Raw genomic sequence first — 25,565 nt, 5'->3', positions numbered from 1 at the left:
CACCCTTCCTTACTTCTCGCGCTTCGCTGACTCGAATAGACGCTTGAAGTGCCGCAAGTCTTCGTCGCGTGGAACCTCAGACGCGTCCGTCGGCATGGTGACCGGCTCGACGCCGTCGAGGGTGAGGCCCTTCGTCGTCAGGAGCTTGCCCAACGCCAAGCGGGCCAGGCCCATCTTGCGCAAGTGATCCTGTACGCGGAAGTAGACGATCTTGCCGGGTTGAGATCGCTGCGCGCTGTCAACGACGGTGAAGCCGAAGGTCAGGCGCAGGGAAGGGCCGGCGGCGCTGTTTGTCGGCGGCCTGCTGGTGTCGCGCGTGGGATCGTCCGGCGGCGCCTGCACCGCCATCTGGAGGAGAAAGATCCGGCGCACCGGCGCTTCGTTCGTTGGTGGTGGGAGATACCGGATCAACTCGATCTCCACCGAGTTCAGCTCAGGAACAACGGCACCCGTGGCCTCTGTGATGACTACCTCTCCGATACCGAGGTCGAGGCGCCGATCGCAGAAGGTCTGGAAGCGCGCGCCATAGGTACTGGCGCACATCGCCCAGGTCGTCCGCAGCATGCCCGACCACGCCCAGTGCTTGAACAGATTCATCCACCCGCGGTTGTCCGGATGCGCGTACTCGCTATCCAGGCAGAGTTCGAGATACGCGTCTTCCATCAGTTGGATCAGCTCGCAGCAGAAGTAGAAGCCGTTGCGCAGTTCGTCGTACGTCGTGGGTAGCCAGAGCTGAATTGGCCGCGCATCGGCACGCGTGAGCACGTCCCACTGCGGGTAGATCTGCGCATCGAGAAATTGCAGCGTGGGATCCTGGCGCAGCCGCTCGATGAGCACATCAAATTTCGCGGTGTGTTTGGTGAACAGCGCGGTGCCAGGCGAACTCGGCGGATACCAATTCTGGTGCAGCGTGACGAAGAGCGCTTCATTGCTCGTCTCCGCCTGGGCGGGCTCGAAGACGGTCGTCGCGATGTGGCACCCGAGCGCGCGATAGCTTTCGAACTGCGACTCGTCGAACCATTGATCGCCGGTGGGCTGATGGGGGAATTCGGGATTGACGCTGGCGTAGTTGAGCACGTCGGTGGGTTCATCGCCGGTCAACGATGCCTTCAGATAGACGAGGGTCCCGCTCGGCTCATCGGGGTAGTGAATTCTGCCGACGGCGCAGTGCCACGAGCTGCGCACCGAATCAGCCTGCTTGCGGAGCGGGGTGACATCGATGCGGATATCGGTGGCGAGATCGGTGCGGCACTTGCGAATCGCATTGCCGAGATCTTCGAACGTGAGATCGCCATCCTGGCCGCCATCGCAGGCGATGATGAAGCGGCAGCGGCGGCGCACTAATTCGTAGATGCCGAGATTTTCGAAATGACCGCCGTCGGACAGGTTGACGAACGCCGACGCTTCATCCGTCAACCCCAGCAGTTCGTCGACCAGGTAGCGCAGGCCGAACCGAGGACCAGCCAACTGCCAGGCGTGCTGATGCGCGGGATTGCCGGCCCACCAGCCGAGCCGCACGTTGAACACCGTCATCAGGAAGGCGAGCGGCGGCGACGAGTGATAGCCCATGTTCGGATTGGCGGCCGCGCCCGAGATCGCGACCGCGGTGCCTAGGGTGAGGTTGCCGCCGGCGTACTTGCCGGTGGCGCGGTAGCCGACATCCTCTGCACCACAGTGCAGCGGCGTGAGCACAAATGACGACGCCTTGCGCTGCTGCCACGCCAGCTGATCGCCAGAGACCAAGTTGAGCGCCGCGTTGATGATCGGATACGGGCCGGGATGCGCGGCCAGCTCGCGCAGCTCGACGTCGTCGTCGCGATCGAATCCCGTGAAGGGCTGCGGGTGGCGGTGCGGGTTCGACGCGCCCAGATAGGCGCGAACGAGGCGGTTGCGATACAGCATGTGGAGCGAAAAATGATTGATGTCGACACGCGCCGATAGGCTCATGGCTGCCCCCGCCAGCACGAACGCAGTGAAGAGGAACCACCAGTTCGTCGTCAGCCACATGAGATCCCAATGGTTCTCCGCGAGCCGAGCCAGGGTAATCGCGTCGGTGACGCTCCAGCGCACCAGCATCACGTGGATGCCCAGCGAGAGTCCGCTGAGCAGGCCAACGATGAACACATAGGGCGCCACCGCGGCGAGCCGTTCGAGCCACGGGTTGTCGTTGCGTGCGCCGGTCTGCGCGCTGTGGCCCGCCAACAGTCCGCCGACAGTCGAGGCCACCCACGCGACGGTGAGACCGGACGTGAGACGCGCCCAATGCACTGCCAACCACGCCAACGCGTACGGGGCGTAGAAGGTCATCGAGCACAGGGCGATCCAGACCAGGGTGTAGATCAGCAGCCAGCCGCCCAGTCGACTCCACCACTCGCGGGCGAGTTCGGCCTGACTCAACCCCATCAGCCCGATGTGCACGATGACGGCGAGGGTAATGGCGCCAACCACAGCGGGTGCGCCCCAGATGAGCGTGCCGAAGTAGCCGAGGTTTGACAGTGGCACCGTCGCGGTGAAGGCGAGCTTGCCGAAGCTGAGGAGGATGACGCCACCGATTGCCCCCGCCAGCGGAGCCGAACCGACGGTCCACCGCCACATTGATCGACGGCCGTCGTCGGCTCGTTTGGTTGTGGGCGTGGCAGCGCGTGCCTGCTGGTCGGCTGCATCGGGGGCTGGTGCCGCGATGCTGCGACTCCCGACGAAGGCCAGAAACGAAAAGAAGGAATACACGCACGCGCCGCCGAGGAGGGCAAAACGCCACGAGCGCGGATAGGCGGCGCCCAACTGCATCCAGGCCAGCGACACGGGCAGGGGCGCGCCGCTGCCGAACCACAGCCCCGCGCAACTAGCTACATACGCCGCGAGCAGAATCGGTAGCACGATCGAGAGCTGAATCGCCGTTTGCGACGCATCGCGCGGGTAGGCGCCGCTCGAACGCGCCACGCCGGCCAAATTTCTGCCGATGAAGAAGCTGGCGATGGCGAGCAAGAGAATCGCGATCAGAGCGGCCGACATGGGGCTTTCGAAGTAGAACCACAGCAGTCCACGCATGGCGGCGCGCGGGAGCAGTAGTGGCACCGCGGTGGCGCCGATCAGGATTGTCAGGTTCAAGAGGAGATTGCGCATGTACGTGGACACCGCCGTCCACGTATCCGCGCCGAACGCCCCGGTGCGCGGGGTGAGATAGTTGCTGTACGCGCGTAGAAACGTCACCTCGCGCGCGCCGTCGGGCTCGGCGACGCTCGCCGCCTTCGGCTCCAACCGACGGTAGACGTTTCGCACGCCGTGTTGATGGTAGATCCAGGCGGTCAACCAACTGCCGATGTATCCACCACCGGACACGGTCGAGAGGTAGTCGATGCGTGGCAACACGGCGAGCTCCGCGAGGCCTTGCAGCACGCCGAGGTTGAATGTGGCGCTGCGAATGCCGCCGCCCGAGAAGGCGAGGCCGACGGGATCTTTCGCGTCGGGCAGCAGTGGCGTTCCGCTGTCCTGCGCGCGCCGCTGGCGCGCGGCCGCAATTGCTTCGCGTTCCTTGTCCCAGACTGTCTTGAAGCTGACCGCAGCGTTGTCGCTCATGGCGCCCTCCGGTGGTGTCGCCTCGGAATGCCGCAGTCGGCCGTGCGAGCAGGTTGCCGTGCCCCTCGATCGGTCAGCCGCGGCCGTGAATCAGATTGTGTGAGGCTCGTACTAGAGGCGAATGGCCGCTGTCAAGAACAATCTAGTCTCGTGGCGCTACGAAGTCCTAAGACCGTCTTGCTCGCGTCGCCGCCACGGCGTTGCGCGCGGGCTGCCGACGAGCTAACCACGTTGATGATGCTCACTCCGTTCTGGCGCTTTGCGGGTCCGGCGGGCCGCAGTGGCGGTCGGCCCAGCCTGTCGCTGATCGTCCCCAATCTCTTCGTCGGTGAGTATCCAACCCCGGACGATGCGCAGTGGCTGCGCGACGAACATGGCGTCACCGCGGTCGTCAACCTGCAGGACGATGCCGACCTGGCGAGCAAGGGTTTGGATATCGAGGAAATGCAACTGGTGTATCGCCAGCATGGTCTCGGCTTTCACCGCGTCGCGATTCCCGACGGGGACATGGAAGTTCTCGCGGCCCGGCTCGACGCCGTGGTGGATCGCCTCGCCCGGCTCGTGCGCGATGGTGAGTGTGTCTACCTGCACTGCAACGCCGGGTTCAATCGCGCGCCGACGGTCGCCATTGCGTATCTGCACGTGCATCGGGCGCTGCCGCTGTCGGCGGCGCGCGATTTGATGAAGGAGCGCCGGCACTGTCTGCCGTACATGACCGTTCTCGAAGCGCGGTATGTGATTGGCAAATGAGGTGGTGACACAGGCTTCCACCCCGTGAGGGCTGGCGGTTGCGTCTCAACCCGAAGCCAGGACGTCGATCCCGAGTCGTCCGATCACCGGGAGAATTTCGAATTGCTCTTCCGGTCCGCCCTGCACGAACTTGATGTGGGTCGGATCGGCGGGAAATTGCCCGAACGTCGGATCGACCGCCACCCACTCGCCCAGCCACACTTCATCCCACGCGTGGTAGTAGAACGCGCCCTCGAGGTAGACGACGCCGGCGGCGACGCGCGTCGGTAAGCCGGCGGCGCGCGCGAGTGCGGCGAACAGCACGGCGTGCTCATTGCAATCACCTTGGCGCTCATCGAGCACCTGCAGCGCGTTGGGAATGCTCACGGTCGGCACTTGCTTCATGTATCCGCCGATCCATTGCAGCAGACGCGACACGGCGTGGGTGGCGTCGGATTCGCCTCGCAGTGCCTCGGTGGCGGCGCTGCGCACGCGCGGATGATCGATTTGCAGCAATGGGGTAGCGGCGAGGTCCGCACGATGGTCGTTGCCGGTGTAGGGCAGGGGATAGGTTCGAGTGGTGTGCAGGTCTTCGCGCGTAATCGTCCAACTGTCGCCGCTGCGGCGCTGGCGGGCATCGTTGGGTACCTGATCGAGATCGATGCCGCGCAAGCGGAAGCGCAGGAAGTCCAGGTCGCGCGGCTTGTCGATCAACGTCGTGACCGGCACCGCGACGGTCTGAATCAAATCGAGGGCGGCCGCCTCACCCCAGCGGCCGTGCAGCGCATCGTTGGCGTCGGTGCGCACCAGCACCAGGCCCAGCGGGCCTTCCTCGCGCAATACGGTGCCGGAGTCGTCGACCCACGCGGTAGTCTTGATGCCGTGAAACTCTTCGCGCACGCGCCACGCTTGTGTGCCGTCCGTGGCTTGCGGCACCACCTCGCGTTGCTCGATGGTCACGTGGGTGATGTCGTTCTTCATCGCGGCGGGATCGAATACCTGCAATTGAAACTCGCGACCCGCGCGCAACTCGTCGGCGGCCACCACATTGCGCAACGTCGCGGATAGATACACGGGACCCTTCAGCGGGATCTGCTGGGTCGACTCATCGCTGCCGGTGGCCATCGTCAAATCGAGTACGTCGCCGGCGACGTTGCCCCGTACGCGCAGCGTGCCGACGCCGCTGCTCAACTCGAAGGTGAATTGCTGCAGCGCGTAGTGCGCATCGGTGCGGCCGCTGATGATCGTGCGCACGGTTTGCGGCTCGTTCATCATCACCAGGCGCAGTAGCGAGTGTTCGTCGAATTGAAAGCCACCGTCGATGGACATCGTGCGTTGCTGCACGTAGCCGATCTTCTGCTCGCCGTGAAAAACGTTCTGCCACTCCTCGCCGGCATGCAACGTCGCCGCGGTGGTGGGTACGGGCTCGGGTGCCGGTACCGCCGTGAAGCGCTCGCGCAGCAGCGCGCCCATGAGCGCGAGCCAAACGACGACGATGCCGACACGAACGACGCGGGCCATCTCAGAACCGATTCGGCCGTGCGCCGCCCAGTGTCGGCCGTGGGCGCTGCCAGCGAACGAACGATGGTGTATGGTGTCGCGGCGTCATGACAGAGATGATGGAGACGGCAGCGCCGGCAGTGAAATTCATCGCCGATCGCATGCTCGGTCGATTGGCGACGTGGTTGCGCGTGCTCGGCATCGATACGGTGTATCGACCCGAGTGGCAGGACAGCGCGCTGCTGCGCGCGGCGCACGCCGAGGGGCGTGTGTTGCTGACACGCGATCGGCGCGTGTGTCGCTTCAGCGAGAAGCCGCCGCTGCTCTTCATCGAGAGCGATCACTTTCGAGCGCAGCTGCAGCAGGTGCTGCACACCTACGCCATCGATCCGTACGCCGGGCTGCTGACGCGCTGCGTGCGCTGCAATCTACCGCTGTGTGGGGTGGCACCGGATGATGTTCGGTCATGCGTGCCGGAGTATGTGCTGGCGACGCAGACGCGCTTCGTTCGGTGCCCGCGCTGTCGCCGCGTGTATTGGGGTGCCACGCACGCCGCCCACATCCGCGCCGAGTTGCAACAACTCGGCTTCCCGCCTCAGGCGCAGTCGTAGCGTTCATTGTCCACCACGGTGGCACGCGACTGGCCCGCCGGCAAGCTGTGAGTTGTTCGGAGAATCTCCTACTCGATCGGCAACCGCCCGAGTTGTCGCAACGCGTCGTACACGACGATCGACACCGCGTTGGAGAGGTTGAGACTGCGCACGTTGGGATTGAAGATCGGGATGGTGAAGGTTGCGTCGCGATGCGCGGCCAATAGCGGCGCCGGCAGGCCGCGCGTCTCGCTGCCGAAGAGCAGGTAAGAACCGGGCGTGTGCCGGGCTGCGAGATAGGAGTGCGCGGCGCGCGCGGAAAACAGCACGAAACGTCCGCTGCCGTGTTCGGCGTGGAAGGCATCCACATCGGGGTAGGTACGGAGATCGACGAACGGCCAATAGTCGAGCCCGGCGCGCTTGAGGTAGCGGTCTTCGAGTGAGAAGCCGAGTGGGCCGACTAGATGCAAACGCAGATTCGTTGCCGCACACAAGCGGGCGATGCTGCCGGTGTTGGGCGGAATCTCCGGCTGCACCAGCACGACGTGCAGCAGCGGATCGGGCCGCGAGGATTCAGACGTGGGCAATGGGGTGTTCGCTGCCGCGGCAGCGGAGCGCGTATCGCCCCGGCGCGACTTCGTCGATGAAGGGCGAGAGTTGGTGGTGCGCGGCGCGCAAGAAGCGCGCGCGTTCGCTGCCGTTCTTGACGGTGCACGACAAGGATTGATCGTCGCCCACCCGCAACGTCGCAGCCGCGAGCGATTCCTCGCTGCCATCGTTCAGTCGGATCGTAAAGCCCTCATCCCGGTTGCCGCCAACGGAGATCACTACGAACGGGGTGTCGTCCACCTCGATGCGCGCGCGTTCGTCGCCCATGACGATCTGATAGCCGCCGTCCGGATGGCGAGTGATGTGGCGGCTGAACAACTCGGCGATGCGTTGGTTGACGATCGGCTCGCCGTCGGAATACCAGCGTCCATCGCGCCCGAACGTGATGCGGGACGATGCGATCGCATAGAAACCCGCGCGCGGCATTGTCCGTCCTAATGCTTCGCCGCAGCGCCGCGATCCGTCTGCGCGCTGTCGAGCCAGATGGTGACCGGTCCGTTGTTCACCAGTGCCACGTCCATGTGCGCGCCGAACCGACCCGTTTCGACGTGAACGCCGTGGTGGCGCATTCGCGCGGCGACCGCTTCGCACAGCGGCGCAGCCCGTTCGGGTTGTGCCGCTGCGCTGAATGATGGGCGGCGGCCTTTGCTGGTGTCGCCATAGAGCGTGAACTGCGAGACCAGCAACACCGCGCCGCCCACGTCGAGCACGGAGCGATCAAATTTTCCGTCAGAATTTTCGAAGATTCGTAAATTGACCACCTTGTCTGCGAGCCAACCGGCGTCGGCTTCAGAATCATCGGTACCCACACCGAGCAGCACCATCAGCCCCGGACCGATCGCCGCGATGCGTCGGCCGTCAACGCTGACGCTGGCTTCGCGCACGCGTTGCACGACCGCGCGCATGAATTCTCGTTAGCGGTCACTCGTCGTCAAGATCCTCGTCGTCGTCATCATCGTCATCTTCGTCATCGTCATCCCAATCGTCACCGTCCGCGTCGTCGTCGTCCTCGTCCAACTCGTCGAGATCGTCTGGGTCCTCATCGTCTTCCTCGCGCCGCTTTGCGTCCAGCCAGTCAGTCATGTCGTCTCCTCCGTGCCGCTGCGGGAATAGGGCCGCGTGGCGAACTCGCCACCACCGCGCGGCGCGAGCACATGAGCCTGAGGCGCCCGCATCCCGGCCGCTTCTAGCCACCGTGATTTTTCAAGTCAATGGCTTCGGAAGCGACAGCCTGCCGGCCGAACGGTGATGGCGCGCTTGACAGCGTCGTGATCGATCTGGGAGATCAGCGGCACCATGCAGTGCCCCCAATGCCAGGCGGAACATGCCGCCGATGCGCGGTTCTGCGAAGCCTGCGGCGGGGCGCTGACCGCGATGTGCCCGAGCTGCGGTCGCGAGTTGAACCCGCAGGCGAGATTCTGTTCGGGCTGTGGCGCCCAAGTCGTAGGCAGTGGGCAGACGGCAGTAGGCAGTTCCGATCCCAACCTGACAACCAACAACCTAACAACGAGCAACCTGCCTTCTGGCGAGCGCCGCCAGCTCACTGTGCTGTTCTGCGATTTGGTCGGCTCGACGGAGCTGAGCGCGCGCCTCGATCCCGAAGAAATGGGTGAGGTCGTTCGCGCCTACTATGAGATGGTCGACGAGGTAGTCAGACGGCTTGACGGGCACATCGCCAAATATCTCGGCGACGGCGTGCTCGTCTACTTCGGCTATCCACAGGCGCACGAGGACGACCCGGTGCGGGCGATCACTGCCGCGTTGGGTATGCTGGTGGACCTCCCGCTCCTGAACGCGCGCGCGCAAGAGCGCGTGCCACAGATGCGCGATCGTCCACTCGCCGTCCGCGTGGGGGTGCATACCGGTCTGGTGGTGGTGAGCGATTTCGGTGCTGGCTCGTCCCGTGAGGAGGGCGCGATCGTCGGTGATACGCCGAACCTGGCCGCGCGACTGCAGGGCGTCGCGGCACCGAACACCGTGGTCATCAGCGACGCGACGCGCCGCCTGGTGACCGGGGTCTTCGTGCTCGAAGACCTGGGACGCCACGAGCTGAAGGGCGTGTCCGAGCCCATGCAGCTCTTCCGCGCGGTACGCACCAGTGGCATGCGCAGTCGTCTCGACCTGGCCAACGCCGGCACGCTGACCCCTTTGGTGGGCCGGCAGCAGCAGGTCGGATTGCTGCTCGATTTGTGGGAGCACGTCCAGGACGGTCGCGGACAGGTCGCGCTCATTTCCGGCGATGCCGGCATGGGCAAGTCGCGGCTGCTGCAGGTGTTGCGCGAGCGGCTCGCCGAGCATGCACACAGCTGGCTCGAATGTCGCTGTTCGCCGTATCATGAGAACTCTGCCCTCTACCCTGTCGTCGAGTTGCTGGAGCAGGGATTGCTCTTCGCGCCCGAGCATTCCGTGGCGGACAAGATCGCTCGGCTGGAAGCGGGTCTCCACTACGGCGGCTTCTCTGTACCCGAGGCGCTGCCGCTGTTTACCTCACTGCTCTCGTTACCGCTGCCGGAAAGCGTGCCGCCGCTGGTACTGAGCCCAGAGGCACTGCGGCGCAAGACACTGGAGGCGCTGGTCACGTGGTTCTTCGCGCTGAGCACGGCGCAGCCGATTGTCCTCGTCGTCGAAGACCTGCATTGGGTCGATCCCTCGACGGTCGAATTGCTGAGCATGCTGGTCGAGCAGGTGCCAACGGTGGCGGCGCTGCTGGTGTTCACCTTCCGCCCGAACTTTCACCCGCCATGGGCGCCGCGCTCGCATCTCTCGCAGCTCACCGTGCCCCGCCTCACACGCACACAGTCCATCAGCATGGCGACCAGCGTGGCGGGCAAGCCGTTGCCGAAGGCGGTGACCGAGCAACTGGTCGCCAAGACCGACGGCGTGCCGCTCTTTGTCGAGGAGCTGACCAAGATGGTGCTGGAGTCGGGTCAACTCGAGGATCGCGGCGAGCGCTTCGAGCTGCGCGGCTCGTTGCCGGCGTTGGCCATTCCGTCCACCTTGCAAGACTCGCTCATGGCGCGGCTCGATCGGCTGGGCCCGAGCAAGGAAGTGGCGCAACTGGGCGCGACCCTCGGCCGCGAGTTCACCTACGAGCTGCTGGCTGCCCTGTCACCCCTCGGTCAGGAATCCCTGGACCAGGCGCTGACGGAACTGGTGCACGCGGAGCTCCTCTATCAGCGTGGAAGCCCACCGCACGCCACCTACACGTTCAAGAACACCCTCATCCAGGAGGCGGCATACTACTCGTTGCTGCGCACCAAGCGGCTGCAGTACCACCGCGGAGTGGCGAAGGCATTGGAGGAGCGCTTTCCGGAGACCGTCGCGGCGCAGCCGGAGCTGCTCGCCTACCACTATGGCGAAGCCGGCATCGCCGCCTCCGCCATCGAGTATTGGCGGCGGGCCGGCGAGCGGGCGACGCTGCGCTCCGCCAATCTCGAGGCGATCAACCACTTCCAACGCGCGCTGCAGATCACGCTCGAGATGCCCGAGAGTCCCGGGCGCGCGCAACGCGAGCTGGAGTTGCAGCTCGCATTGGGCGTACCGCAGCAGGCCGTGAAGGGGATCAGCTCGCCGGAGGCGGGGGCGACCTATGCGCGGGCGCGCGAACTCTGTGAGAGTCTCGGCGAGACGCCGCACATCTTCCCGGTGCTCCATGGTCTGTGGCGCTTCTACCTGGTGCGCGGCGATCTGCGCACGGCCAAGCAAATGGCTGGCTCGCTCTCGCAGCTGGCAGATGCGGTGCACGACCGCGACTTGCAGTTGCAGGCGGCGTGGGCCGAAGGTGGCACGGCGCTCTGGATGGGTGAGTTCACGACAGCGCGGAGTCGCTGTGAGCACGCCATTTCCTTGTACGACTTCGACCGTCACTCGCCCTCCGCGCTCACCTACGGATCGGACCCGGAGACGACGGCCCGGTGTTATCTCGCAATGGCTCTCTGGTTTGTCGGCTATCCGGATCAGGCGGTTGCCCAGATCAACGACGCCGTTGCGTCGGCGCGCCGTAGTGCTCATCAGTTCAGTTTGGCGTGGGCAACCGCTATCGCCGCCGGAATTCATCAGTTCCGCCGCGATCACGAGCTCGCCGGAACGTGGGCCGGGGACGCGGTCGCCCTGTCGACCGAGCAGGGCTTCCCCGTGTGGCTCGGCGTCGGGCTGGTGCTGCGCGCGTGGTCATTGGCCGCACGCGCAGACACGGTTGGCGCCCTGCCCTTGCTGGAGCAGTCCACGTCGACGCTGGCCAGTGCAGGACAGGAGTTGGGCACAACCTGGGTGCTGGCGCTGGCGTCGGAGATTCACACCTCTGCCGGACAAACGGCCCAAGTGCTTCCCCTGCTCACGGGCGCCTTGGCGCTCGCGGAAAAGAACTCCGAGCGCTGGTACGAGGCGGAGCTGTATCGGCTCCAGGGGGAGATTTTGATTGCGGATTGGCGATTGCGGAGTGCGGATTCCCCCTCCGCCAATCCGCAATCAGAAATTCGCGATCCGCGATCGGAAGCGGAAGCATGCTTCCACCGCGCCCTCGACCTCGCGCGCAGGCAGGAGGCGAAGTCCCTCGAGCTGCGCGCCGCCACCAGCCTTGCGCGGCTCTGGCGCAACCGGGGCAAGCGCGCCGAAGCGCGCGACCTCCTCGCGCCAATCTACGCCTGGTTCACCGAAGGCTTCGACACGCGCGACCTCATTGAGGCGAAGACGTTGCTCGATCAATTCTCCTGACGAACACGAGTCACGAACACGACTCACGAACCCGAGCCCGACTCACGCCTCACGCTTCACACCTCACGTCTCGCCACCTTGACACCCTGTGCGCGGATTGCGTAAAAGCCGCTGGGTCAATTGCTCTAATCACTGGATTCATCGTGCGCTCCGCTCTGCAGAAAGCCCGCGAGGCTCCGTCGTCGACGAAGGCGCGCATTCTCTCGGCCGCCGAACAGGTGTTCGCGAGCAAGGGCTTCGAAGGGGCCTCGACGCGTGAGATCGCGGCGCAGGCCGGCGTCAACATCTCCAGCCTGCACTATCACTGGGAGTCGAAGGAGACGCTCTACTTCGCGGTCTTCCAAAACATCTACGACCGCATCGTCGAATTGGTCCGCACCTCGATCCCAGCGCACATCGCGGACCCGGCCGCGAGCCGCACGGTGGTCGATACGGCGATGGGACGGCTGTTCGATTTCTTCGCCGACAATCCCAACATCCCCAAGCTGATGGTGCGCCGGCTGCTCGAGAGCGATGCCTCACAGGTCGAAATCGAACGCGACATCCTCATCCCGTCGTGGAAGGTGTTCGCCAGCCTTCACAACGAAATGGCCGGCCGCAAGATGAAGGACGCGGACTCGCAACTGTTCATGCTGACGATCTATAGTGTCCTCCTGATCTTCCTGCTCGATAGCCGCCAATACACCAGCTTGCTCGGCGGCAGCGTGCGCACGCCGGAGCTGCGCAAGCGCGTGCGCAGCTACCTCATCAATCTGGTCAAGACGCTGGCGTTGCGTTAGTCAACCGCGGAGTCGTCGTGAAAGCGTTCATCACCGCCTCATTTCATCCCGATGGCCTCGCGCGACTGCGCCGGCTCATGGAAGTCGTGCACGAAGACTGGCGCGTCAATCAGAAGATCCACTTCGACGGCAGCAAGTTCGCGGCGCTGATCAAACAGCATCGGGCCGACGTGCTGATCGTCGAGGCTGACCTCGTGCATGATGAAGTGCTCGATGCCTGCGATCTCAAACTGATCGGCTGCTGCCGTGGCGATCCCATTAACATCGGTCTCGATCGGGCGACCGCGAAAGGTATCCCAGTGCTGTTCGCACCCGGTCGGAACGCCGATGCGGTCGCCGATCTCACGCTCGCGCACATGCTCTGCCTGGCGCGCCACGTCTACACCGTCAACACCCTGCTCAAGGGCGGGCAGATGCGCTTCGCCAGCACCAAGGACTATCTCACGGTGTACGGCGACTACGGCGGCTTCGAACTTGGTGGGGTGACGGTCGGCGTCGTCGGCTTCGGGGCGATCGGCCGCGCGGTGACGCGACGCCTGCAAGGGTTTGGTAGCACCATCCTGGTGTACGATCCGTTTGTGTCCGCAGAGAAGATTACGAGCGCCGGGGCGCGGGCGGTGGATCTCGATACGTTGATGAGCGACGCGGACATCGTCACGGTTCATTGCCCGGAGATGCCTGAGACGTTCGGGTTGGTCAGCCGCGCCCGCATCGAGCGGATGAAGCCCGGGGCGCTGTTCCTCAATCTGGCGCGCGCCTCGATCGTCGACGACGATGCGCTCTACGAAGCGGCGCACAGCGGCCGCATCGCCGGCGTCGCGCTCGATGTCTTCCGCGATGAGCCGGTGCAGCCGGACAATCGCTTCGTGCAGTTGCCCAACTGTATCGTCTCACCGCACCTCGGCGGGGCGACGCGCGACGTCATCCGTCATCAAACCGAGATCATCGTCGACGGTATCGAGCGCCACCTGCGCGGCGAACGGCCGGCGCACGTCGCGAATCCCGAGGTACTGCGCTGAGCGCGCACTCCCACTGATGTCCGTCCTGGTAGCGCTCGACGCCGGCACCGGCGGTGGCAAATGCACGGTGTTCGATGGCACCGGGCGCGCGCTCGCGTCGCAGCGCGAGGCGTGGTCGTACGAACTGATTCGTGATCCAGCGATCCCGTTCGTCAAAGGCTTCGCCTTCGAGCCCGCCGCGTTTTGGGCTGCGCTGTGCCGCTGCGTGCAGGCGGCGCTGGCTGCCGCCCACGTTGCTCCGCGCGACGTGGCCGGGGTGGCCTGCACCAGTCAACGCGAAGGCTGCGTATTCCTCGATGCGGCGGGACACGAGATCTATGCTGGCCCCAACCTCGATGCGCGGGGTTTCGCTGAAGGGATGGAGGTACTCGGCACACTCGGCCCCGAGCGGCTACACCAGATCACCGGACACTCGGCGCCGTTCATTTTCCCGATCGCGCGCTACCTGTGGTTTCGCAAACACGACCCACGGCCGGTGGCGCACCTGTTGATGATCAGCGATTGGCTGACCTATCAACTCAGCGGTGTGCTGACCGCGGAGCCGTCGAATGCGACCGAGTCGATGCTGTTCGATCTGCGCGCCCGCGCGTGGTCGAGCGAGATACTCGATCGCTTCGATATTCCCGCGCACATCCTGCCGCCGGTCGTGCTCCCGGGCACGCGGGTGGGCGCGGTGACGGCGGCCGCGGCGGCGCAGAGCGGATTGTTGGCCGGCACGCCGGTTCTGGTTGGTGGCGCCGACACGCAGTGCTCGCTGCTCGGCGCGGGCGCGATCGACGCCGGCGATACCGCGGCGACGCTCGGGACGACGACTCCAGTGCAGAGCGTGGTGGCGGCGCCGCTGTTCGATCCCGCAGCGAATCTGTGGGCCGGCTGTCACGTGGTGCCCGACCGTTGGGTGATCGAGAGCAACACCGGCGACACCGGCGACGCCTATCAATGGTTGCTCGAACTGGTCGCGGGCGATCGCTCGCCGGCCGAACGCTACGCGCTCGGCGAGACGTGGGCAGCGGAGACGCCGGCCATCGAGGCCGCCGCCTTCGTCGGGCCGTCGGTGTTCGATCTCAACAAGATGCGGCCGAACAAGCCGGGCGGGTTGCTGTTTCCCTTCCCTGCGATGCACCTGCGTCCCGACCGCGCTGCGTTGGTGCGCGCGTTCATGGAGAGCGTCGGCTACGCGATTCGGGCCAACCTCGCGCAAATCGAAGCGCTGACGACGACGCGCACGACGGCGCTGTTCCTCAGTGGTGGCCTGTCGCGGAGCCGCGCGCTGATGACGTTGATCCGCGACATCGTCGGCCTGCCGGTGCGCATCGCCACCGAGCCGGAGAGCGCGCCGCTGGGTTGCGCTATCTTGGCCGCCACGGGAATGGGTCTCTATGCCGATTTGCGCGCGGCGGTGGCGGCGATGGTGCACCATCACGACGAAGCGCCCGACTCGGCGCGTGCGGAGCAGTTCGCGATGGGATATGCGAGATGGCGCGAGTTGTACGACGCATTGGACAATATGAGCATCTGACATGAACCTGATTCACGCCGTGTTCGAACCGGAGGGCGATGGCCCGCATCCGACGATCCTTGCGTTGCACGGATGGGGCGCCAACGCACTCGATCTGTTGGGACTGGCGCCGGTGTTGGCGCGCGGCGAGTTTCAAGTGATTTGTCCGCAGGGGCCGATCACTGTGCCGCTCGGTCCGTCGCCGGAGTACGGCCACGGCTACGGATGGTTTCCGATCACGATGGGGGCGCCGCCTGATCCCGGGCAGTTCAGTGCCGCGATCGGATCGCTGCGCACGTTCATCGATGCGGCGCTGACGCGCTATGCGATCGATCGCAAGAAGTTGGTCATGCTGGGCTTCAGTCAGGGTGGGGTAGTGGCGTACGCACTGGCGTTGGCGCAGCCCGAGCGCTTCGCCGGTCTGGCCGCGCTCAGTTCGTGGCTACCGGCCGCTCTCGCGCAGCAGTTCAGCGCCGCAGCGCACGACCGGTTGCCGACGCTGGTGCAGCATGGCACGCGCGACGAACTGATCGACGTCGCGCGCGCCCGCGAGTCGGTGGAAGCATTGCGCGGGTTGCGCGTCCCCGTCACCTATCGGGAGTACGACATGGGCCACGAGATCAACCCGAGCAGTCTGGGCGATCTGGTCGAGTGGTTGCAGGAGAAGGTGCTGTCGCCGATCGTGCGGATCTAGCGCGATCTCATCATTTGGCCCGAAGCGAACGATGGATGATCGACTGCGCGCCGGGGTGACGTTGTTCAACGCCGGCGATTTCTTCGCCGCGCACGAGATCTGGGAGCAACTCTGGAACGACTTGGTCGGTGATGAGCGCGTCGCAGTGCAGGGGCTCATCCAGATTGCGGCGGGCTATCTCAAGGATGAAGCCGGAGTGCCGGCGGGCGCGGTCAAACTGCTAACCCGCGGGCTCGCCCGCTTGCAGATGAGTTTGCCCCGCTCGATGGGCCTCGATCTGACTGCATTCTGCGTGGCGGTCGCGGCCGATTTGGCGCGCATCCGCGGTGCGGCGGGAGCTGCGCTGTCGCCCCCCGTGCTGCGTTACGCAGCCTGAAGCACGTGTTGAAACGCGAAGAGGGGGCAGGAGCCCCCTCTTCGGTGTTGCGTAGTTTGACCGGTTGCCGACTTAGGCCGCGGGGCAGTGGGTCAGCGCGATGTTCACGCCTTGGATCAACTCCTCGACTGTCACGTCCGTGCTGTGGTCGGCATCGAACTGCGGACAATCGCTGAGTGGTGCAACTCCGAGCGCGATGTTCACACCCCGAATCAACTCTTCGACGGTGACCGCGCCGTCATTGCCGCAGTCGCCGACGCAGGTGCCCGTCGTTGGCGTCGTCGGCGTCGTGGTCGGAGCCGTTGTACTCGTCGGCGTCGGCGTCGCGGTGTTGACCGGCTGTTCGACCGGCGCCGCCAGCGACGTGGAAACGATCAAGTCGCCGATGACGTTGTGGAGCGCCGGGAACGCGCTCCCAAACTTGGCGCCGCCGGTACCACCGGTGGGATTCGCCGCGAGCGCGTCGCAGCTAAACGGCGCCCCTTGCTGCGAGGCGAGGCACAGCGTCGGCGGGTCGTTGCCGACCGGACACTCTTGGCCCGGGCCCAAGATAATCCCTTCGCTATTGTTGACATCCAAAACCGACGACGAGGCGAGCCCGGTCGTCAATGGCACCGTTGCGGTTAGCGCGGTGATCGGATCGTCATCCGTGCAGGCGATGCCATCCAAGCCCTTGGCGGGAACGCATTCGCCACCATCGCAGGCGGCGGGATTGCCGGTGCACTTGTCACCGGGGTTGACCCCATGGATGCAGATACTGGTGACTGCTGGATTGGTGATGCACTCGCCACCTACGCAGACTGCAGGATTGTTCGTGCAGTCGGCCTTGTTGGCGCTGCCGCCTTTGCAAACCCTGATCTTCGGCTCCGCGTTGCAGGACCCACCGTCGGGCAGGGTTTGAATGTTGAGCGAATTGAGTAGCAACGCCGAACCCGCTGGCCCGTCACCCGACGTCGTGACTTGCACGGCGCCGTTGCACGCGCCTTCATCGACGTGATCCTCGATTTGCCCGGGGCCGGTGCAGTCGGCACTGGGATCGGAAAAACGGATGTTGTGATCTTGAGTGAGATCAACATCGATCGGTGAGAGGCCATTGACCCCGCAGCCGATTTTTCCAGAGGCTGAATTGCCCGGCCCGTGGATGAACAGACAGGGCCCTTCGTTTTTGCCATCGCAAATGTGTTGGTCGAACGTGCACTGGCGACCGGTCGGGCCGCCGCCGCAGGTCTTGACGGCCTGCCCGCGCACGCACGCGCACAGGTTGCCCGGGGAGCCAACTTTGATCGGTTGGATGTGGACATCATCGGCTTTGATCACGACCGCGTAGTTGCCGTTTGCGTCGGGGTGCGAGCTGGTCGTTAGCACTTGGCTGCCAAGGATGGGAAACGTCAATCCGAGCGCGGCGCCCTGAATGCGCGAGAAGGTCGTGCCGGGGGCGTAAGCGAAAGTCCGGCGAGTTTCGGTGGTGCAGTTCGCCGCGCAACCATCACCGCCGGCGGGTTTGCAGACAATGTCCGCGCCACAGTCCACGCCGTCGGTCACGCTGGCCGGGCAACGCGCCCCGGCGTGATCACCGCTCGGACAAGTGCCGCCGTCGTCGCAGTCCTCGCCGCTGTCGACCACCGCGTCGCCGCACACCGCCCATGCGCCGTGCGGCGCTGCCCAGAGCGCCAGCGTGGCAGCGAGCACCACGCATGGCGTTCTCCATCGAAGGTGACTGACTCTCATACGCTCTCCTCCTTGGCTTCGGAAATCGACATCGATGTTTGCTGTAGTGTGCTGCTGGTGGCGAGATGGCCTCGCACGAGCAACGCGAGAAAGCTAGTCGGCCACCGCCTTGTTTGTCAAGTCAGTTCGCGCCGCCATTCGCTCGGTTTGGCGCTGCCGTTGCCCGAATGGTCGAAGCGGAGGGTCCAAGCGGCCGACCGCGGTTCACACGTTGAAGCGGAAGTGAGTGATGTCGCCGTCGCGGACGACATACTCTTTGCCTTCGAGGCGCAGTTTGCCGGCCTCGCGGCACTTGGCGTCGCTGCCGTGCGTGACAAAGTCGTCGTAGTGGACGACTTCGGCGCGGATGAAGCCGCGCTCGATGTCGCTGTGGATCTTGCCCGCCGCCTTCACGGCGGGGGTACCACGCTTGATCGTCCACGCGCGCACTTCGTCTTCGCCGGCGGTGAGAAAGCTGATCAGGTCGAGCAGCCCGTAGGCGGCGCGAATGAAGCGGTCACGGGCGGGCTCCGTGATGCCGAGATCGGCGAGAAACGGTGCGCGGTCGACTGCGTCGAGCGCGGCGACCTCCATTTCGATCTGGCCGCATAACACGAGCCCGCTGATGCCGTCGCGGGTCAGGACGGTTTGCACGTCGGCGGGCAGCGCGGTGGTGGCATCGGCCTCGCCAACGTTGAGCACCACCAAGAGCGGCGCGCGGCTGAGGAAACCGAACCCGGCGAGCGCGCGCTCCTCCTCAGGCGCCAGGGACACACTGCGCAGCGGTTGTTCGGCCTCCAAGGCCTGCTGGCAGCGCTGCAACAAGTCGTGCTCGCGCTCCTTACCTTTTTCCCTTTTGAGCCGCTCGATCCGTTTCTCGATCACCGCGAGGTCGGCGAGAATCAACTCGCTACGAAAGTTCTCGATGTCGCGCGCGGGCGCCGCAGCGTCGCCGCTGATCGGGTCGGTGAAGCCACGCACGATCTGCACCAGCGCATCGGCGTCACGCATTTGCACGATCGCCGCCGCGTCCAGCGCACTGCCGCCGTTGTCGCCGGTGCCGCCGGGGAAGTCGACAAAAACAATCTCGGCATACGTGGTCTTGCGCGGCGTGAACATCTCACTGAGGCGGTCGATGCGCGGGTCGGGTACCTTGATGGTGCCGAGATTCGGTTTGCCGGGATCGGTGTAGCCGCCGACGGCGGCATGCAATCCCGTCAGCGCGTTGAAGATGGTGGTCTTGCCGGCGCGCGCAAACCCGACGATGCCAACTTTCATGCGTGTGATCCTTGTGCCGCAGCCGGCGAGTTACGCGATGCCGAGATACGCCGCCGCGTGGTGCAGACCGGCGATGCTCTTGGCGTCTTCGATCGCGCCCGCGCGAATCATCGCCAGCGCTTGTTGCATGGAGAAGTGGTCGATCGTGAGCACTTCGTCCGCTTCGAGTTGCTGCGCCACGGGGCTGAGGTTGCGCGCCAGGAGCAGATGGATCTTCTCGTCGCAAAATCCTGGCGCGGTGAAGATCGCCCCGAGGCGAATCAGTTCGCCGGCGTGCAACCCCGCTTCCTCTTGTAGCTCGCGCGCCGCGCAGTGCTCGGGCGATTCGTTGTCGTCGAGTTTACCCGCCGGGATTTCCCAGATGAAGCCGCCGGTGGCGTGACGGTACTGGTGCAACAACGTCACTTCACTGTGCTCGTTCACCGCCACCACTGCGGCGGCGCCGGGATGGCGGACCATTTCAAGATCGAGTGTCATTCCGGTTGGCAGAGTGGCCCGTTCCAGGCGTACGTCGAGAACCAGGCCCTTGAAGATCTGACGAATGACGGACATTGGTGGCGTGGCACGTGAAGCCGGGAGTGGCGGGCGCAAACTGTAGAGAAGGTCTACACGGTGTGCGCCCGCTCCACTTCAGTATTCCCACTGTCCCTTCTTGCCGTAGCGAAAGATCTCGGTCACCTCGGTCGCTTCGATCGCCTGTGGTGCCGTGCTCTCGGCGAGCACGGCATCGTTGCCCCGCTTTTGGTAGCGATACTCGGTGTAGATGATGATCCCGACCGGTGGGGCCTTGGCGTCGGCTTGCGGTTTGACCTTGCAGACATGTTCGCTGCTGTAGCCGACATACTGCCCCTCGACGCCTTGGCCGTTCGGTACCCAGTGGATCTGGCGTTGGTTGTCGCGTTCGCGCACCTCCAACTTGTGCATCCATTCAGCGCAGAACACATCGAACTTCTCCGCCGGCGTGTCCGCGGCGAGGGTCGGGCGTGCCGCTGTCTGCGCCAGCAACACGCTTGCGACCAAAATGGTACCGATCTTCATTGCTACATCCTCTACTCTATTTTCAATTCGACGCGTCGGTTCTGGGCGCGGCCCTCGTCGGTGTCATTGCTTGCAACGGGCTGACTCATGCCTTTGCCTACCACGGTCATTCGGCTGGCCGCGACGCCGAGCTTGACCAGATAGTCGCGCACGGCATTGGCGCGGCGCAGCGACAGTTTCAGATTGTATTCCTCGCTGCCGCTCGAATCGGTGTACCCGATCGCGACGATGGCGATGTCGCGGTTCTCTTTCAACGTAGCGGCGGCCTCCTTCAGCGTCGGTATGGAGTCGGGGCGGATGTCAGCCTTGTTGTAGTCGAAGTTGACTCCGCGCAGGACGATCTTCTTCTTGACTGGTGGCGCTGGCGGTGGCGGCGGCGGTGGTGGCGGCGGCGGCGGCACGACGACCGGCGGCGGTGGCGGCGATGGCGTTTGCCACGATGCCCCGGCGATGAAACGGTACTGGTCGAGGATGCTGCTCAATCCGAAATCGAGCCCACCCTGAATCGCTAAGCCGGTTTGTCCGGGCAGCGTCCAGCGAGCGCCGGAGAACAACTGCATCGGGATGGACCCGTGCAGCTCCTTGACCGTCCCGGTATTGCCGCGGAACTCTTCCAGCCACGCGAAGCGTCCGTACGGCGTGCTGGCCACGGGCGCCTTGAGGGCGGCGGCAAACTCGAACGGCGCTTGGAACGTGGTGTTCGGCCCCTCGAACTGGCGGCGGAACTCGGTACCCTGATTGTCGAACGAATAGCCGGCGGGCTTGTCGAAGAACAAGCCGCCCGCGTTCAACGTCAGCACCCCGTCGTCACCGCTGCGAGTGGTCCACAGCGTGCGATCGAGAATCCCCATGACTTCGTAGGTCTCGCGGCGGCTGAAGGCTGTCGTGCGGTCTTGGATCGCGGGCACATTGTTGTTGCCAATGCCGACCACGATGTCGCCCAACAGGGCAAAGCTGACCGGGGCGCCGTCATCTTCATTTAAGAGACGGTACTTCAGTCCAAAGCGCAGCCCGCCGTTGGTGGTGGTGGAGGACGTGTGGCCCACGGTGGTCCCGCTCGGGCCGCTGACCGGATCGGTTTTGCTGAAGAAGAGGACGGGGATGTGGCTGTAGACCTCGAGATTTTCCAGCAAGCCGGCGGCGAGGCTGAAGTCGACGCGATCGAGATCGCGATCGCCGATGGACGGGTCAGTCTCGATCTCACCGTCACCGTAGACGCCAACGCGGACGTTCCATGACTTCAGCACTTCCGTTGTCGGAACGGTGACCAAGCCAGTCTCGCCGGTCAATGTTGCGCCAGCGAACGCTTGATGCGTAGCGCCAGCCCCGAGCGCTGTGACGACCATCAACACCCCAACCCGCCGCGCCAGGTTCATTGCCGTCCCTCCTTCTTCGTGTCAGGCGGGCGCTTCCGATCGCCGGTTCCGCCTGCGATGACAAGTCGTAGGCAATCTACGTTCCTCGCCCTACGGAATCAAGGCCGCGCGGCCTCTGTTTGCTTGGTAGTGGCGGTGTGCTTTATGTTTGCGCGGTGAAGATTCCTGAACTGTTTGGCCGCAGCGAGCCAGTGTTCTCCTTCGAGTTCTTCCCCCCCAAAACGGCCGCTGGCGAGGAGGCGCTGTTTCGCACCATCGCCGCGCTGCGCGAATTGGAGCCCGCCTTCGTGTCGGTGACCTGCGGCGCCGGCGGCTCGATTCGCGATAAGACGGTCGAGTGGGTGACGCACATCAAGCAGGAAGTCGGCATCGAGGCGATGGCCCATCTCACCTGTGTCGGATCGAGCCGCGCCCAACTCGCGGCCGAACTCGACCAATTGCGCGCCGGCGGCATCGAGAATGTGCTAGCGCTGCGTGGCGACGCGCCGCGCGATCAGCCGGACTTCCGGCGCTCGGCGGACGGCTTTGGTTACGCCGCGGAGCTGGTGGCCTTCATTCGCGAGCGCGACGACCCGTTTGCGCTCGGCGGCGCCTGCTATCCGGAGGGTCACCCCGAGTGCCGCGATCTGGCGCAAGGACTCGAACATCTGGCGCGCAAGGTTGGTGCGGGATTGGAATTCATCATCACCCAGCTATTCTTTGATACGAGGGACTACTTCGCCTTCGTTGAGCGCGCGCGCGCAGGCGGGATCAGCATCCCGATCGTGCCGGGCATCATGCCGATCACCAACGTGGCGCAGATCGAGCGGATGACGGTGATGTGTGGCGCGCGGATCCCGGAGTCGTTGCGCGCTCGGCTGCACGCGGTCGCGGACGATGAGGAGCGGGTGCGCGCCGTGGGCGTCGAGCACGCCTTGGCGCAGTGTCGCGAGCTGCTAGCCGGTGGCGCGCCCGGCATTCACTTCTATACGCTCAATCAGTCGCCAGCGACCCGCACCATTCTCGCCGAGCTGCGGAATTAGCCAACTATGGCGACGATCATCACCTTCACGCCGTTGCAGCCGCCGCGCCGCATGCCGGTCGGGGCCAAAGGGCGGCTGCTGCTCCACATCTGCGAAGACGGCAACGGCCGCAAACACCGCCAGCGTCTGCCGCTTGGCAGCGTCCGCGGGGTGTCCTATCTCGACGCGCTGTGCCTGCACTGCGGCGCGCACATGGTGTGGGTGGATGAGGACCCTCCGCAACTCGCGGACTACGACACGGAACCCCGGTGAATTGCGGAATGCGGATTGGGGATTGCGGAATGCGGATTCGGAGAAGAAGAGTCTGATACTTCAATCCGCAATCGAAAATCCGCATTCCGCAATCGTCAGATTCCCGACCCCTGCTCTTCGTAGCCAGTGTGAATGCCGCACTCGCGAGTGGCGGCATTCTCCCACCACCAGCGTCCCGCGCGTTCGTCTTCGCCCGGCTCGATGGCGCGCGTGCACGGCAAGCAACCGACTGAGGGGAAGCCTTTTGCGTGCAATGCATTGACCGGCACGTTGTGTTTGTCGATGTATGCCCAGACGTCGTCCTTCGACCAGTCGGCAAGCGGGTTGAGTTTCAGCCGGCCGCCGTGGACATCGTCGACCTCGACCTTGCGCACCGCCGTGCGGGTAACCGACTGCGTGGGCCGCAGTCCGGCGATCCAGGCATCGAGATCGCGCATCGCCCGTTGCAGCGGCTCCACTTTGCGCACGCCGCAGCACTTCTGGCGCAACGCCACCGAGTCGTAGAACAAATTGAGCCCGTGCTGCCGCACCATCGCCTCGACCGCCTCCGGCCGCGGGAAGTAGACCTCGACTTCGATCTGGTAGCGGTTGCGCACGCGATCCATGAGCTCGTAGGTCTCTTGGAACATGCGCCCGGTGTCGAGCGTAAACACGCGCGTGGCGGTGGGCCGGAGCTTGTGCATCATGTCGAGGATGACGAGACCCTCGGGCGAGCCAAAACTAGCGGACAACGCGATCCGCGGCGCGAAGGTATCGAGACCCCAGGTCAGAATCTGTTCCGCCGACCAGTCGTCGAACCGACCCGTGTTCACGTCAGTCAAGATGGCATCGGGAATGCGCACGTCGGCGTGCGACTCGGCCTCACGTTGGGCAACTGCGACGGTAGCCACAACCTCTCTTTTGTCTCGTATCCCCGGTTGAGGCAAGAGCGGCGCGACCAGACGAGCGCAAGCGACTAGGGGAGCGGCGCCGGCGACGCGCTCGCGTCGCCTCATCTAGTAGAGCACTGGCTCACTTGTGCTCGCCGGCGGCTCCGAGCTCGGGCGGGACGGTGTAGAGGTATTCGTGCAGAAACTTGATCTCATCGCCCAGGCGCTGCATGTCGACGCGCATCAGATCGCGCACCGACAACATCGACACCAACTTTCCTTGGCGGACCACCGGGAGATGGCGGATGTTTCCCTGATCCATCTTCCGCATCGCGGCGTGACAGTCCTCGTTCTCGTCGGCAACGATCAGCTCGTGCGTCATGACATCACCGACGCGTACAATGGCGGGGTCGAGTCCCTTGGCAACCACGCGGCGGACCACGTCGCGCTCGGAGAACACCCCGACCAGCCGGTCGCCGTCGAGGATGGCGACGATGCCGACGTTGTTGTCGGTCATCTCGCGCACCGCATGCGCCACCGGCGCTGTGCGTTGCACCACGAACAAGAATCCTTCGCGCATGATGTCGTGCAGTGTCGTCATCGGCCCGCTCCTCCCTCGCTTCGAGAGACGCCCCCGACTCACTGATTGTTGCTCAGGGACGTGTTGCTCCAGCCCCGCCCGCACCCAACTTCAATTGGATTGTCCGGCGTCCGGTCGCGCGCGTCAAGGGCTATCGCTGAATCGTTGAATCTAGGCTATCGCCGGATCAAGGTGGCGAGCCATTGCTCGATATGATGACGCGGCGGGTGGGAGAGCGGCAACGGCAAGGTGCGTTGCAATGCCTCGATGACTTCCACCGCGCGGCGCCGCCCGCCGCGCTCGGCGACCAGCAGCACCAGGATCACCTCGCGGACGCGATGGCGACGAAGGTAGGCAACCCAGCGGTGGACTTCGGCGGCATAGGCGGCGAGTCCGGCGTTGAGTGCGAACAGTGCTTGCGCCGCCGCAAGGTCGATCGCCGATCCGCGTTCTAGTACCAACGCGAGTGCACGACCGGGAAAATTACCGAACCAGGGGCGCACGACATCGGCTGCGGTTTCGCGGTCGCGCAAGGCGAGGTGCGACACGGCAAAGAACCGGCCTGCGGGTTGGAGGACTTCAGCGAGGCCTGCGACGATGCGTTTGAGCACGCGCGCACCAGTCGGGCCCCCCGAGTGATACGCTGGACCCCTCCGATACGGTGAAGGGACGAACGGCGGATTGGCCATGACCAGATCGAAACGCTCGCCCGCTACAGGCCCATACAGATCGCCGACTCGCACTTCGATGTTGGTGACGCAGTTGAGGGCCGCGTTGGCTCGCGTCATCGCCGCCGCTCGCGCACTCACATCGACCGCGACGACGTCCCGACAATGGACCGCGACCGACAGAGCTTGCACGCCGGAGCCGGTACACAAGTCGAGCACGCGATTGGCATCGGGACACACCACTGCGTCACGCAACAGCAACGAATCGCTACTCGGCGGATACACCGGATCGCCTGCCGGTAAGCCGAGCGCGCGTGGATCGGGCGAACGGAAACGGAGATCCGAGAGCAGCCACTGATCGCCGATCGGATCGAGCCGGAGTCGCGGCGTGATGCGGCGATGGCGTGTGCGCAGCAGGCCCGCGGCGCGCATCGCGTCTTGTGTGGGTGCATCGAGGACGTGCCCGGGCGATTCGTCGACTTCGAGGAAGAACAGGCGGGTGAGTGTGGCCGCGGCCGACGTGTCGTCGCGCAGCCGCTCGATTGCGGCGGCGTGATTGAGCGGTCCGATATCGTCGGGCACGCGAATGCCGAGCCGCTCGGCGAGTGCATCCGGCGTGTACTTGGCCGCGCGCAGATGAACGGCCAGCTCGCGTAGCAGGACCGACAGCGCGTTGCGTTTCACGGCTACGG

General features: G+C 64.9%; 24 protein-coding genes. 10 read left to right on the top strand and 14 right to left on the bottom strand.

All coding sequences use genetic code 11. From position 1 onward, the window contains the following. Positions 1-9: 9 nt before the first annotated feature. Positions 10-3,576, bottom strand: a complete 3,567-nt coding sequence (locus tag HYR72_08675) for a patatin-like phospholipase family protein (protein MBI1815037.1) — start codon at positions 3,574-3,576, stop codon at positions 10-12. Positions 3,577-3,810: 234 nt separating this feature from the next. Here HYR72_08675 and HYR72_08670 point away from each other — a divergent pair, with 234 nt between their 5' ends. Further along, positions 3,811-4,326 carry a dual specificity protein phosphatase family protein gene (locus HYR72_08670; protein ID MBI1815036.1) on the top strand — a complete coding sequence of 172 codons (516 nt, stop codon included), beginning with the start codon at positions 3,811-3,813 and terminating at the stop codon, positions 4,324-4,326. A 45-nt stretch (positions 4,327-4,371) separates the two neighbouring features. Here the strand turns inward: HYR72_08670 and HYR72_08665 are convergent, their stop codons facing one another. Continuing rightward, positions 4,372-5,826 carry a transglutaminase domain-containing protein gene (locus HYR72_08665; protein MBI1815035.1) on the bottom strand — a complete coding sequence of 485 codons (1,455 nt, stop codon included), beginning with the start codon at positions 5,824-5,826 and terminating at the stop codon, positions 4,372-4,374. 86 nt (positions 5,827-5,912) lie between these two features. On the opposite strand from HYR72_08665, the gene HYR72_08660 reads away from it, so the two are divergent. Further along, a complete protein-coding gene (locus HYR72_08660) occupies positions 5,913-6,416 on the top strand; it encodes a Mut7-C RNAse domain-containing protein (GenBank protein ID MBI1815034.1) in 504 nt (167 codons plus the stop codon). Positions 6,417-6,484: 68 nt separating this feature from the next. On the opposite strand, the gene HYR72_08655 is transcribed toward HYR72_08660, so the two are convergent. The 4 genes from HYR72_08655 to HYR72_08640 are packed head-to-tail and all read right to left on the bottom strand — an operon-like array spanning position 6,485 to position 8,087. Beyond that, positions 6,485-6,949, bottom strand: coding sequence for a tRNA (cytidine(34)-2'-O)-methyltransferase (locus tag HYR72_08655; GenBank protein ID MBI1815033.1), 465 nt, complete (start codon positions 6,947-6,949; stop codon positions 6,485-6,487). A 19-nt stretch (positions 6,950-6,968) separates the two neighbouring features. Next, on the bottom strand, positions 6,969-7,430 hold the full coding sequence (locus HYR72_08650) for a DUF1285 domain-containing protein (protein ID MBI1815032.1): 462 nt from the start codon (positions 7,428-7,430) through the stop codon (positions 6,969-6,971). Positions 7,431-7,438: 8 nt separating this feature from the next. After that, a complete protein-coding gene (locus tag HYR72_08645) occupies positions 7,439-7,909 on the bottom strand; it encodes a D-tyrosyl-tRNA(Tyr) deacylase (GenBank protein ID MBI1815031.1) in 471 nt (156 codons plus the stop codon). A 16-nt stretch (positions 7,910-7,925) separates the two neighbouring features. Further along, a complete protein-coding gene (locus tag HYR72_08640; protein ID MBI1815030.1) occupies positions 7,926-8,087 on the bottom strand; it encodes a hypothetical protein in 162 nt (53 codons plus the stop codon). Positions 8,088-8,300: 213 nt separating this feature from the next. Here HYR72_08640 and HYR72_08635 point away from each other — a divergent pair, with 213 nt between their 5' ends. From HYR72_08635 to HYR72_08610, 6 genes are all read left to right on the top strand, one after another. Next, positions 8,301-11,717 carry an AAA family ATPase gene (locus HYR72_08635; GenBank protein ID MBI1815029.1) on the top strand — a complete coding sequence of 1,139 codons (3,417 nt, stop codon included), beginning with the start codon at positions 8,301-8,303 and terminating at the stop codon, positions 11,715-11,717. A 143-nt stretch (positions 11,718-11,860) separates the two neighbouring features. Beyond that, positions 11,861-12,496, top strand: a complete 636-nt coding sequence (locus tag HYR72_08630) for a TetR/AcrR family transcriptional regulator (GenBank protein ID MBI1815028.1) — start codon at positions 11,861-11,863, stop codon at positions 12,494-12,496. Between the two features lie 17 nt (positions 12,497-12,513). Then, the gene (locus HYR72_08625; GenBank protein MBI1815027.1) at positions 12,514-13,515 is read left to right on the top strand and encodes a hypothetical protein; all 1,002 of its coding nucleotides are present in this window, start codon (positions 12,514-12,516) and stop codon (positions 13,513-13,515) included. 16 nt (positions 13,516-13,531) lie between these two features. Continuing rightward, on the top strand, positions 13,532-15,034 hold the full coding sequence (locus HYR72_08620; GenBank protein ID MBI1815026.1) for a hypothetical protein: 1,503 nt from the start codon (positions 13,532-13,534) through the stop codon (positions 15,032-15,034). 1 nt (position 15,035) lies between these two features. Continuing rightward, positions 15,036-15,707 (top strand): alpha/beta fold hydrolase, encoded by a 672-nt coding sequence (locus tag HYR72_08615; protein MBI1815025.1) that lies wholly within the window; start codon positions 15,036-15,038, stop codon positions 15,705-15,707. Positions 15,708-15,738: 31 nt separating this feature from the next. Further along, a complete protein-coding gene (locus HYR72_08610; protein MBI1815024.1) occupies positions 15,739-16,083 on the top strand; it encodes a DUF309 domain-containing protein in 345 nt (114 codons plus the stop codon). Between the two features lie 72 nt (positions 16,084-16,155). On the opposite strand, the gene HYR72_08605 is transcribed toward HYR72_08610, so the two are convergent. From HYR72_08605 to HYR72_08585, 5 genes are all read right to left on the bottom strand, one after another. After that, complete coding sequence (locus HYR72_08605; GenBank protein ID MBI1815023.1) at positions 16,156-17,811, bottom strand: hypothetical protein; 1,656 nt, start codon at positions 17,809-17,811, stop codon at positions 16,156-16,158. A gap of 204 nt (positions 17,812-18,015) precedes the next feature. After that, a complete protein-coding gene (ychF, locus tag HYR72_08600; protein ID MBI1815022.1) occupies positions 18,016-19,068 on the bottom strand; it encodes a redox-regulated ATPase YchF in 1,053 nt (350 codons plus the stop codon). Between the two features lie 30 nt (positions 19,069-19,098). Continuing rightward, positions 19,099-19,620: an NUDIX hydrolase gene (locus HYR72_08595; protein MBI1815021.1), complete on the bottom strand. Its 522-nt coding sequence runs from the start codon at positions 19,618-19,620 to the stop codon at positions 19,099-19,101. Positions 19,621-19,698: 78 nt separating this feature from the next. Next, positions 19,699-20,106, bottom strand: a complete 408-nt coding sequence (locus tag HYR72_08590) for a hypothetical protein (GenBank protein ID MBI1815020.1) — start codon at positions 20,104-20,106, stop codon at positions 19,699-19,701. A gap of 11 nt (positions 20,107-20,117) precedes the next feature. Next, a complete protein-coding gene (locus HYR72_08585; GenBank protein MBI1815019.1) occupies positions 20,118-21,482 on the bottom strand; it encodes an OmpA family protein in 1,365 nt (454 codons plus the stop codon). 155 nt (positions 21,483-21,637) lie between these two features. On the opposite strand from HYR72_08585, the gene metF reads away from it, so the two are divergent. Both metF and HYR72_08575 read left to right on the top strand, forming a co-directional pair. Continuing rightward, entirely contained in the window at positions 21,638-22,504 is an 867-nt protein-coding gene (metF, locus tag HYR72_08580; protein MBI1815018.1) for a methylenetetrahydrofolate reductase [NAD(P)H], read from the top strand. 6 nt (positions 22,505-22,510) lie between these two features. Beyond that, entirely contained in the window at positions 22,511-22,756 is a 246-nt protein-coding gene (locus HYR72_08575; GenBank protein MBI1815017.1) for a hypothetical protein, read from the top strand. A 95-nt stretch (positions 22,757-22,851) separates the two neighbouring features. On the opposite strand, the gene HYR72_08570 is transcribed toward HYR72_08575, so the two are convergent. The 3 genes from HYR72_08570 to HYR72_08560 form a co-directional block, all read right to left on the bottom strand. Then, complete coding sequence (locus HYR72_08570; protein ID MBI1815016.1) at positions 22,852-23,751, bottom strand: phosphoadenylyl-sulfate reductase; 900 nt, start codon at positions 23,749-23,751, stop codon at positions 22,852-22,854. 16 nt (positions 23,752-23,767) lie between these two features. Beyond that, on the bottom strand, positions 23,768-24,226 hold the full coding sequence (locus tag HYR72_08565; GenBank protein MBI1815015.1) for a CBS domain-containing protein: 459 nt from the start codon (positions 24,224-24,226) through the stop codon (positions 23,768-23,770). A 155-nt stretch (positions 24,227-24,381) separates the two neighbouring features. After that, positions 24,382-25,557 carry a methyltransferase gene (locus HYR72_08560; protein MBI1815014.1) on the bottom strand — a complete coding sequence of 392 codons (1,176 nt, stop codon included), beginning with the start codon at positions 25,555-25,557 and terminating at the stop codon, positions 24,382-24,384. Between the last annotated feature and the right edge of the window lie 8 nt (positions 25,558-25,565).

The sequence above is a fragment of the Deltaproteobacteria bacterium genome, from assembly GCA_016178705.1.
GTDB lineage: Bacteria > Desulfobacterota > Binatia > HRBIN30 > JACQVA1 > JACOST01.
Note: the sequence above shows the minus strand (reverse complement) of the source record. Positions and strands in the feature narration are given on the sequence as shown.

Bases quoted from the DNA above. Each gene is read 5' to 3' on its own strand.
- HYR72_08565 (MBI1815015.1), bottom strand. From the start codon at position 24,226: ATGACGACACTGCACGACATCATGCGCGAAGGATTCTTGTTCGTGGTG.
- HYR72_08605 (MBI1815023.1), bottom strand. From the start codon at position 17,811: ATGAGAGTCAGTCACCTTCGATGGAGAACGCCATGCGTGGTGCTCGCT.
- HYR72_08590 (MBI1815020.1), bottom strand. From the start codon at position 20,106: ATGAAGATCGGTACCATTTTGGTCGCAAGCGTGTTGCTGGCGCAGACA.
- ychF (MBI1815022.1), bottom strand. From the start codon at position 19,068: ATGAAAGTTGGCATCGTCGGGTTTGCGCGCGCCGGCAAGACCACCATC.
- HYR72_08640 (MBI1815030.1), bottom strand. From the start codon at position 8,087: ATGACTGACTGGCTGGACGCAAAGCGGCGCGAGGAAGACGATGAGGAC.
- HYR72_08610 (MBI1815024.1), top strand. From the start codon at position 15,739: ATGGATGATCGACTGCGCGCCGGGGTGACGTTGTTCAACGCCGGCGAT.
- HYR72_08670 (MBI1815036.1), top strand. From the start codon at position 3,811: ATGATGCTCACTCCGTTCTGGCGCTTTGCGGGTCCGGCGGGCCGCAGT.
- HYR72_08635 (MBI1815029.1), top strand. From the start codon at position 8,301: ATGCAGTGCCCCCAATGCCAGGCGGAACATGCCGCCGATGCGCGGTTC.
- HYR72_08660 (MBI1815034.1), top strand. From the start codon at position 5,913: ATGACAGAGATGATGGAGACGGCAGCGCCGGCAGTGAAATTCATCGCC.
- HYR72_08665 (MBI1815035.1), bottom strand. From the start codon at position 5,826: ATGGCCCGCGTCGTTCGTGTCGGCATCGTCGTCGTTTGGCTCGCGCTC.
- HYR72_08650 (MBI1815032.1), bottom strand. From the start codon at position 7,430: ATGCCGCGCGCGGGTTTCTATGCGATCGCATCGTCCCGCATCACGTTC.
- HYR72_08615 (MBI1815025.1), top strand. From the start codon at position 15,036: ATGAACCTGATTCACGCCGTGTTCGAACCGGAGGGCGATGGCCCGCAT.
- HYR72_08675 (MBI1815037.1), bottom strand. From the start codon at position 3,576: ATGAGCGACAACGCTGCGGTCAGCTTCAAGACAGTCTGGGACAAGGAA.
- HYR72_08585 (MBI1815019.1), bottom strand. From the start codon at position 21,482: ATGAACCTGGCGCGGCGGGTTGGGGTGTTGATGGTCGTCACAGCGCTC.
- HYR72_08595 (MBI1815021.1), bottom strand. From the start codon at position 19,620: ATGTCCGTCATTCGTCAGATCTTCAAGGGCCTGGTTCTCGACGTACGC.
- HYR72_08620 (MBI1815026.1), top strand. From the start codon at position 13,532: ATGTCCGTCCTGGTAGCGCTCGACGCCGGCACCGGCGGTGGCAAATGC.
- HYR72_08570 (MBI1815016.1), bottom strand. From the start codon at position 23,751: ATGAGGCGACGCGAGCGCGTCGCCGGCGCCGCTCCCCTAGTCGCTTGC.
- HYR72_08575 (MBI1815017.1), top strand. From the start codon at position 22,511: ATGGCGACGATCATCACCTTCACGCCGTTGCAGCCGCCGCGCCGCATG.
- HYR72_08645 (MBI1815031.1), bottom strand. From the start codon at position 7,909: ATGCGCGCGGTCGTGCAACGCGTGCGCGAAGCCAGCGTCAGCGTTGAC.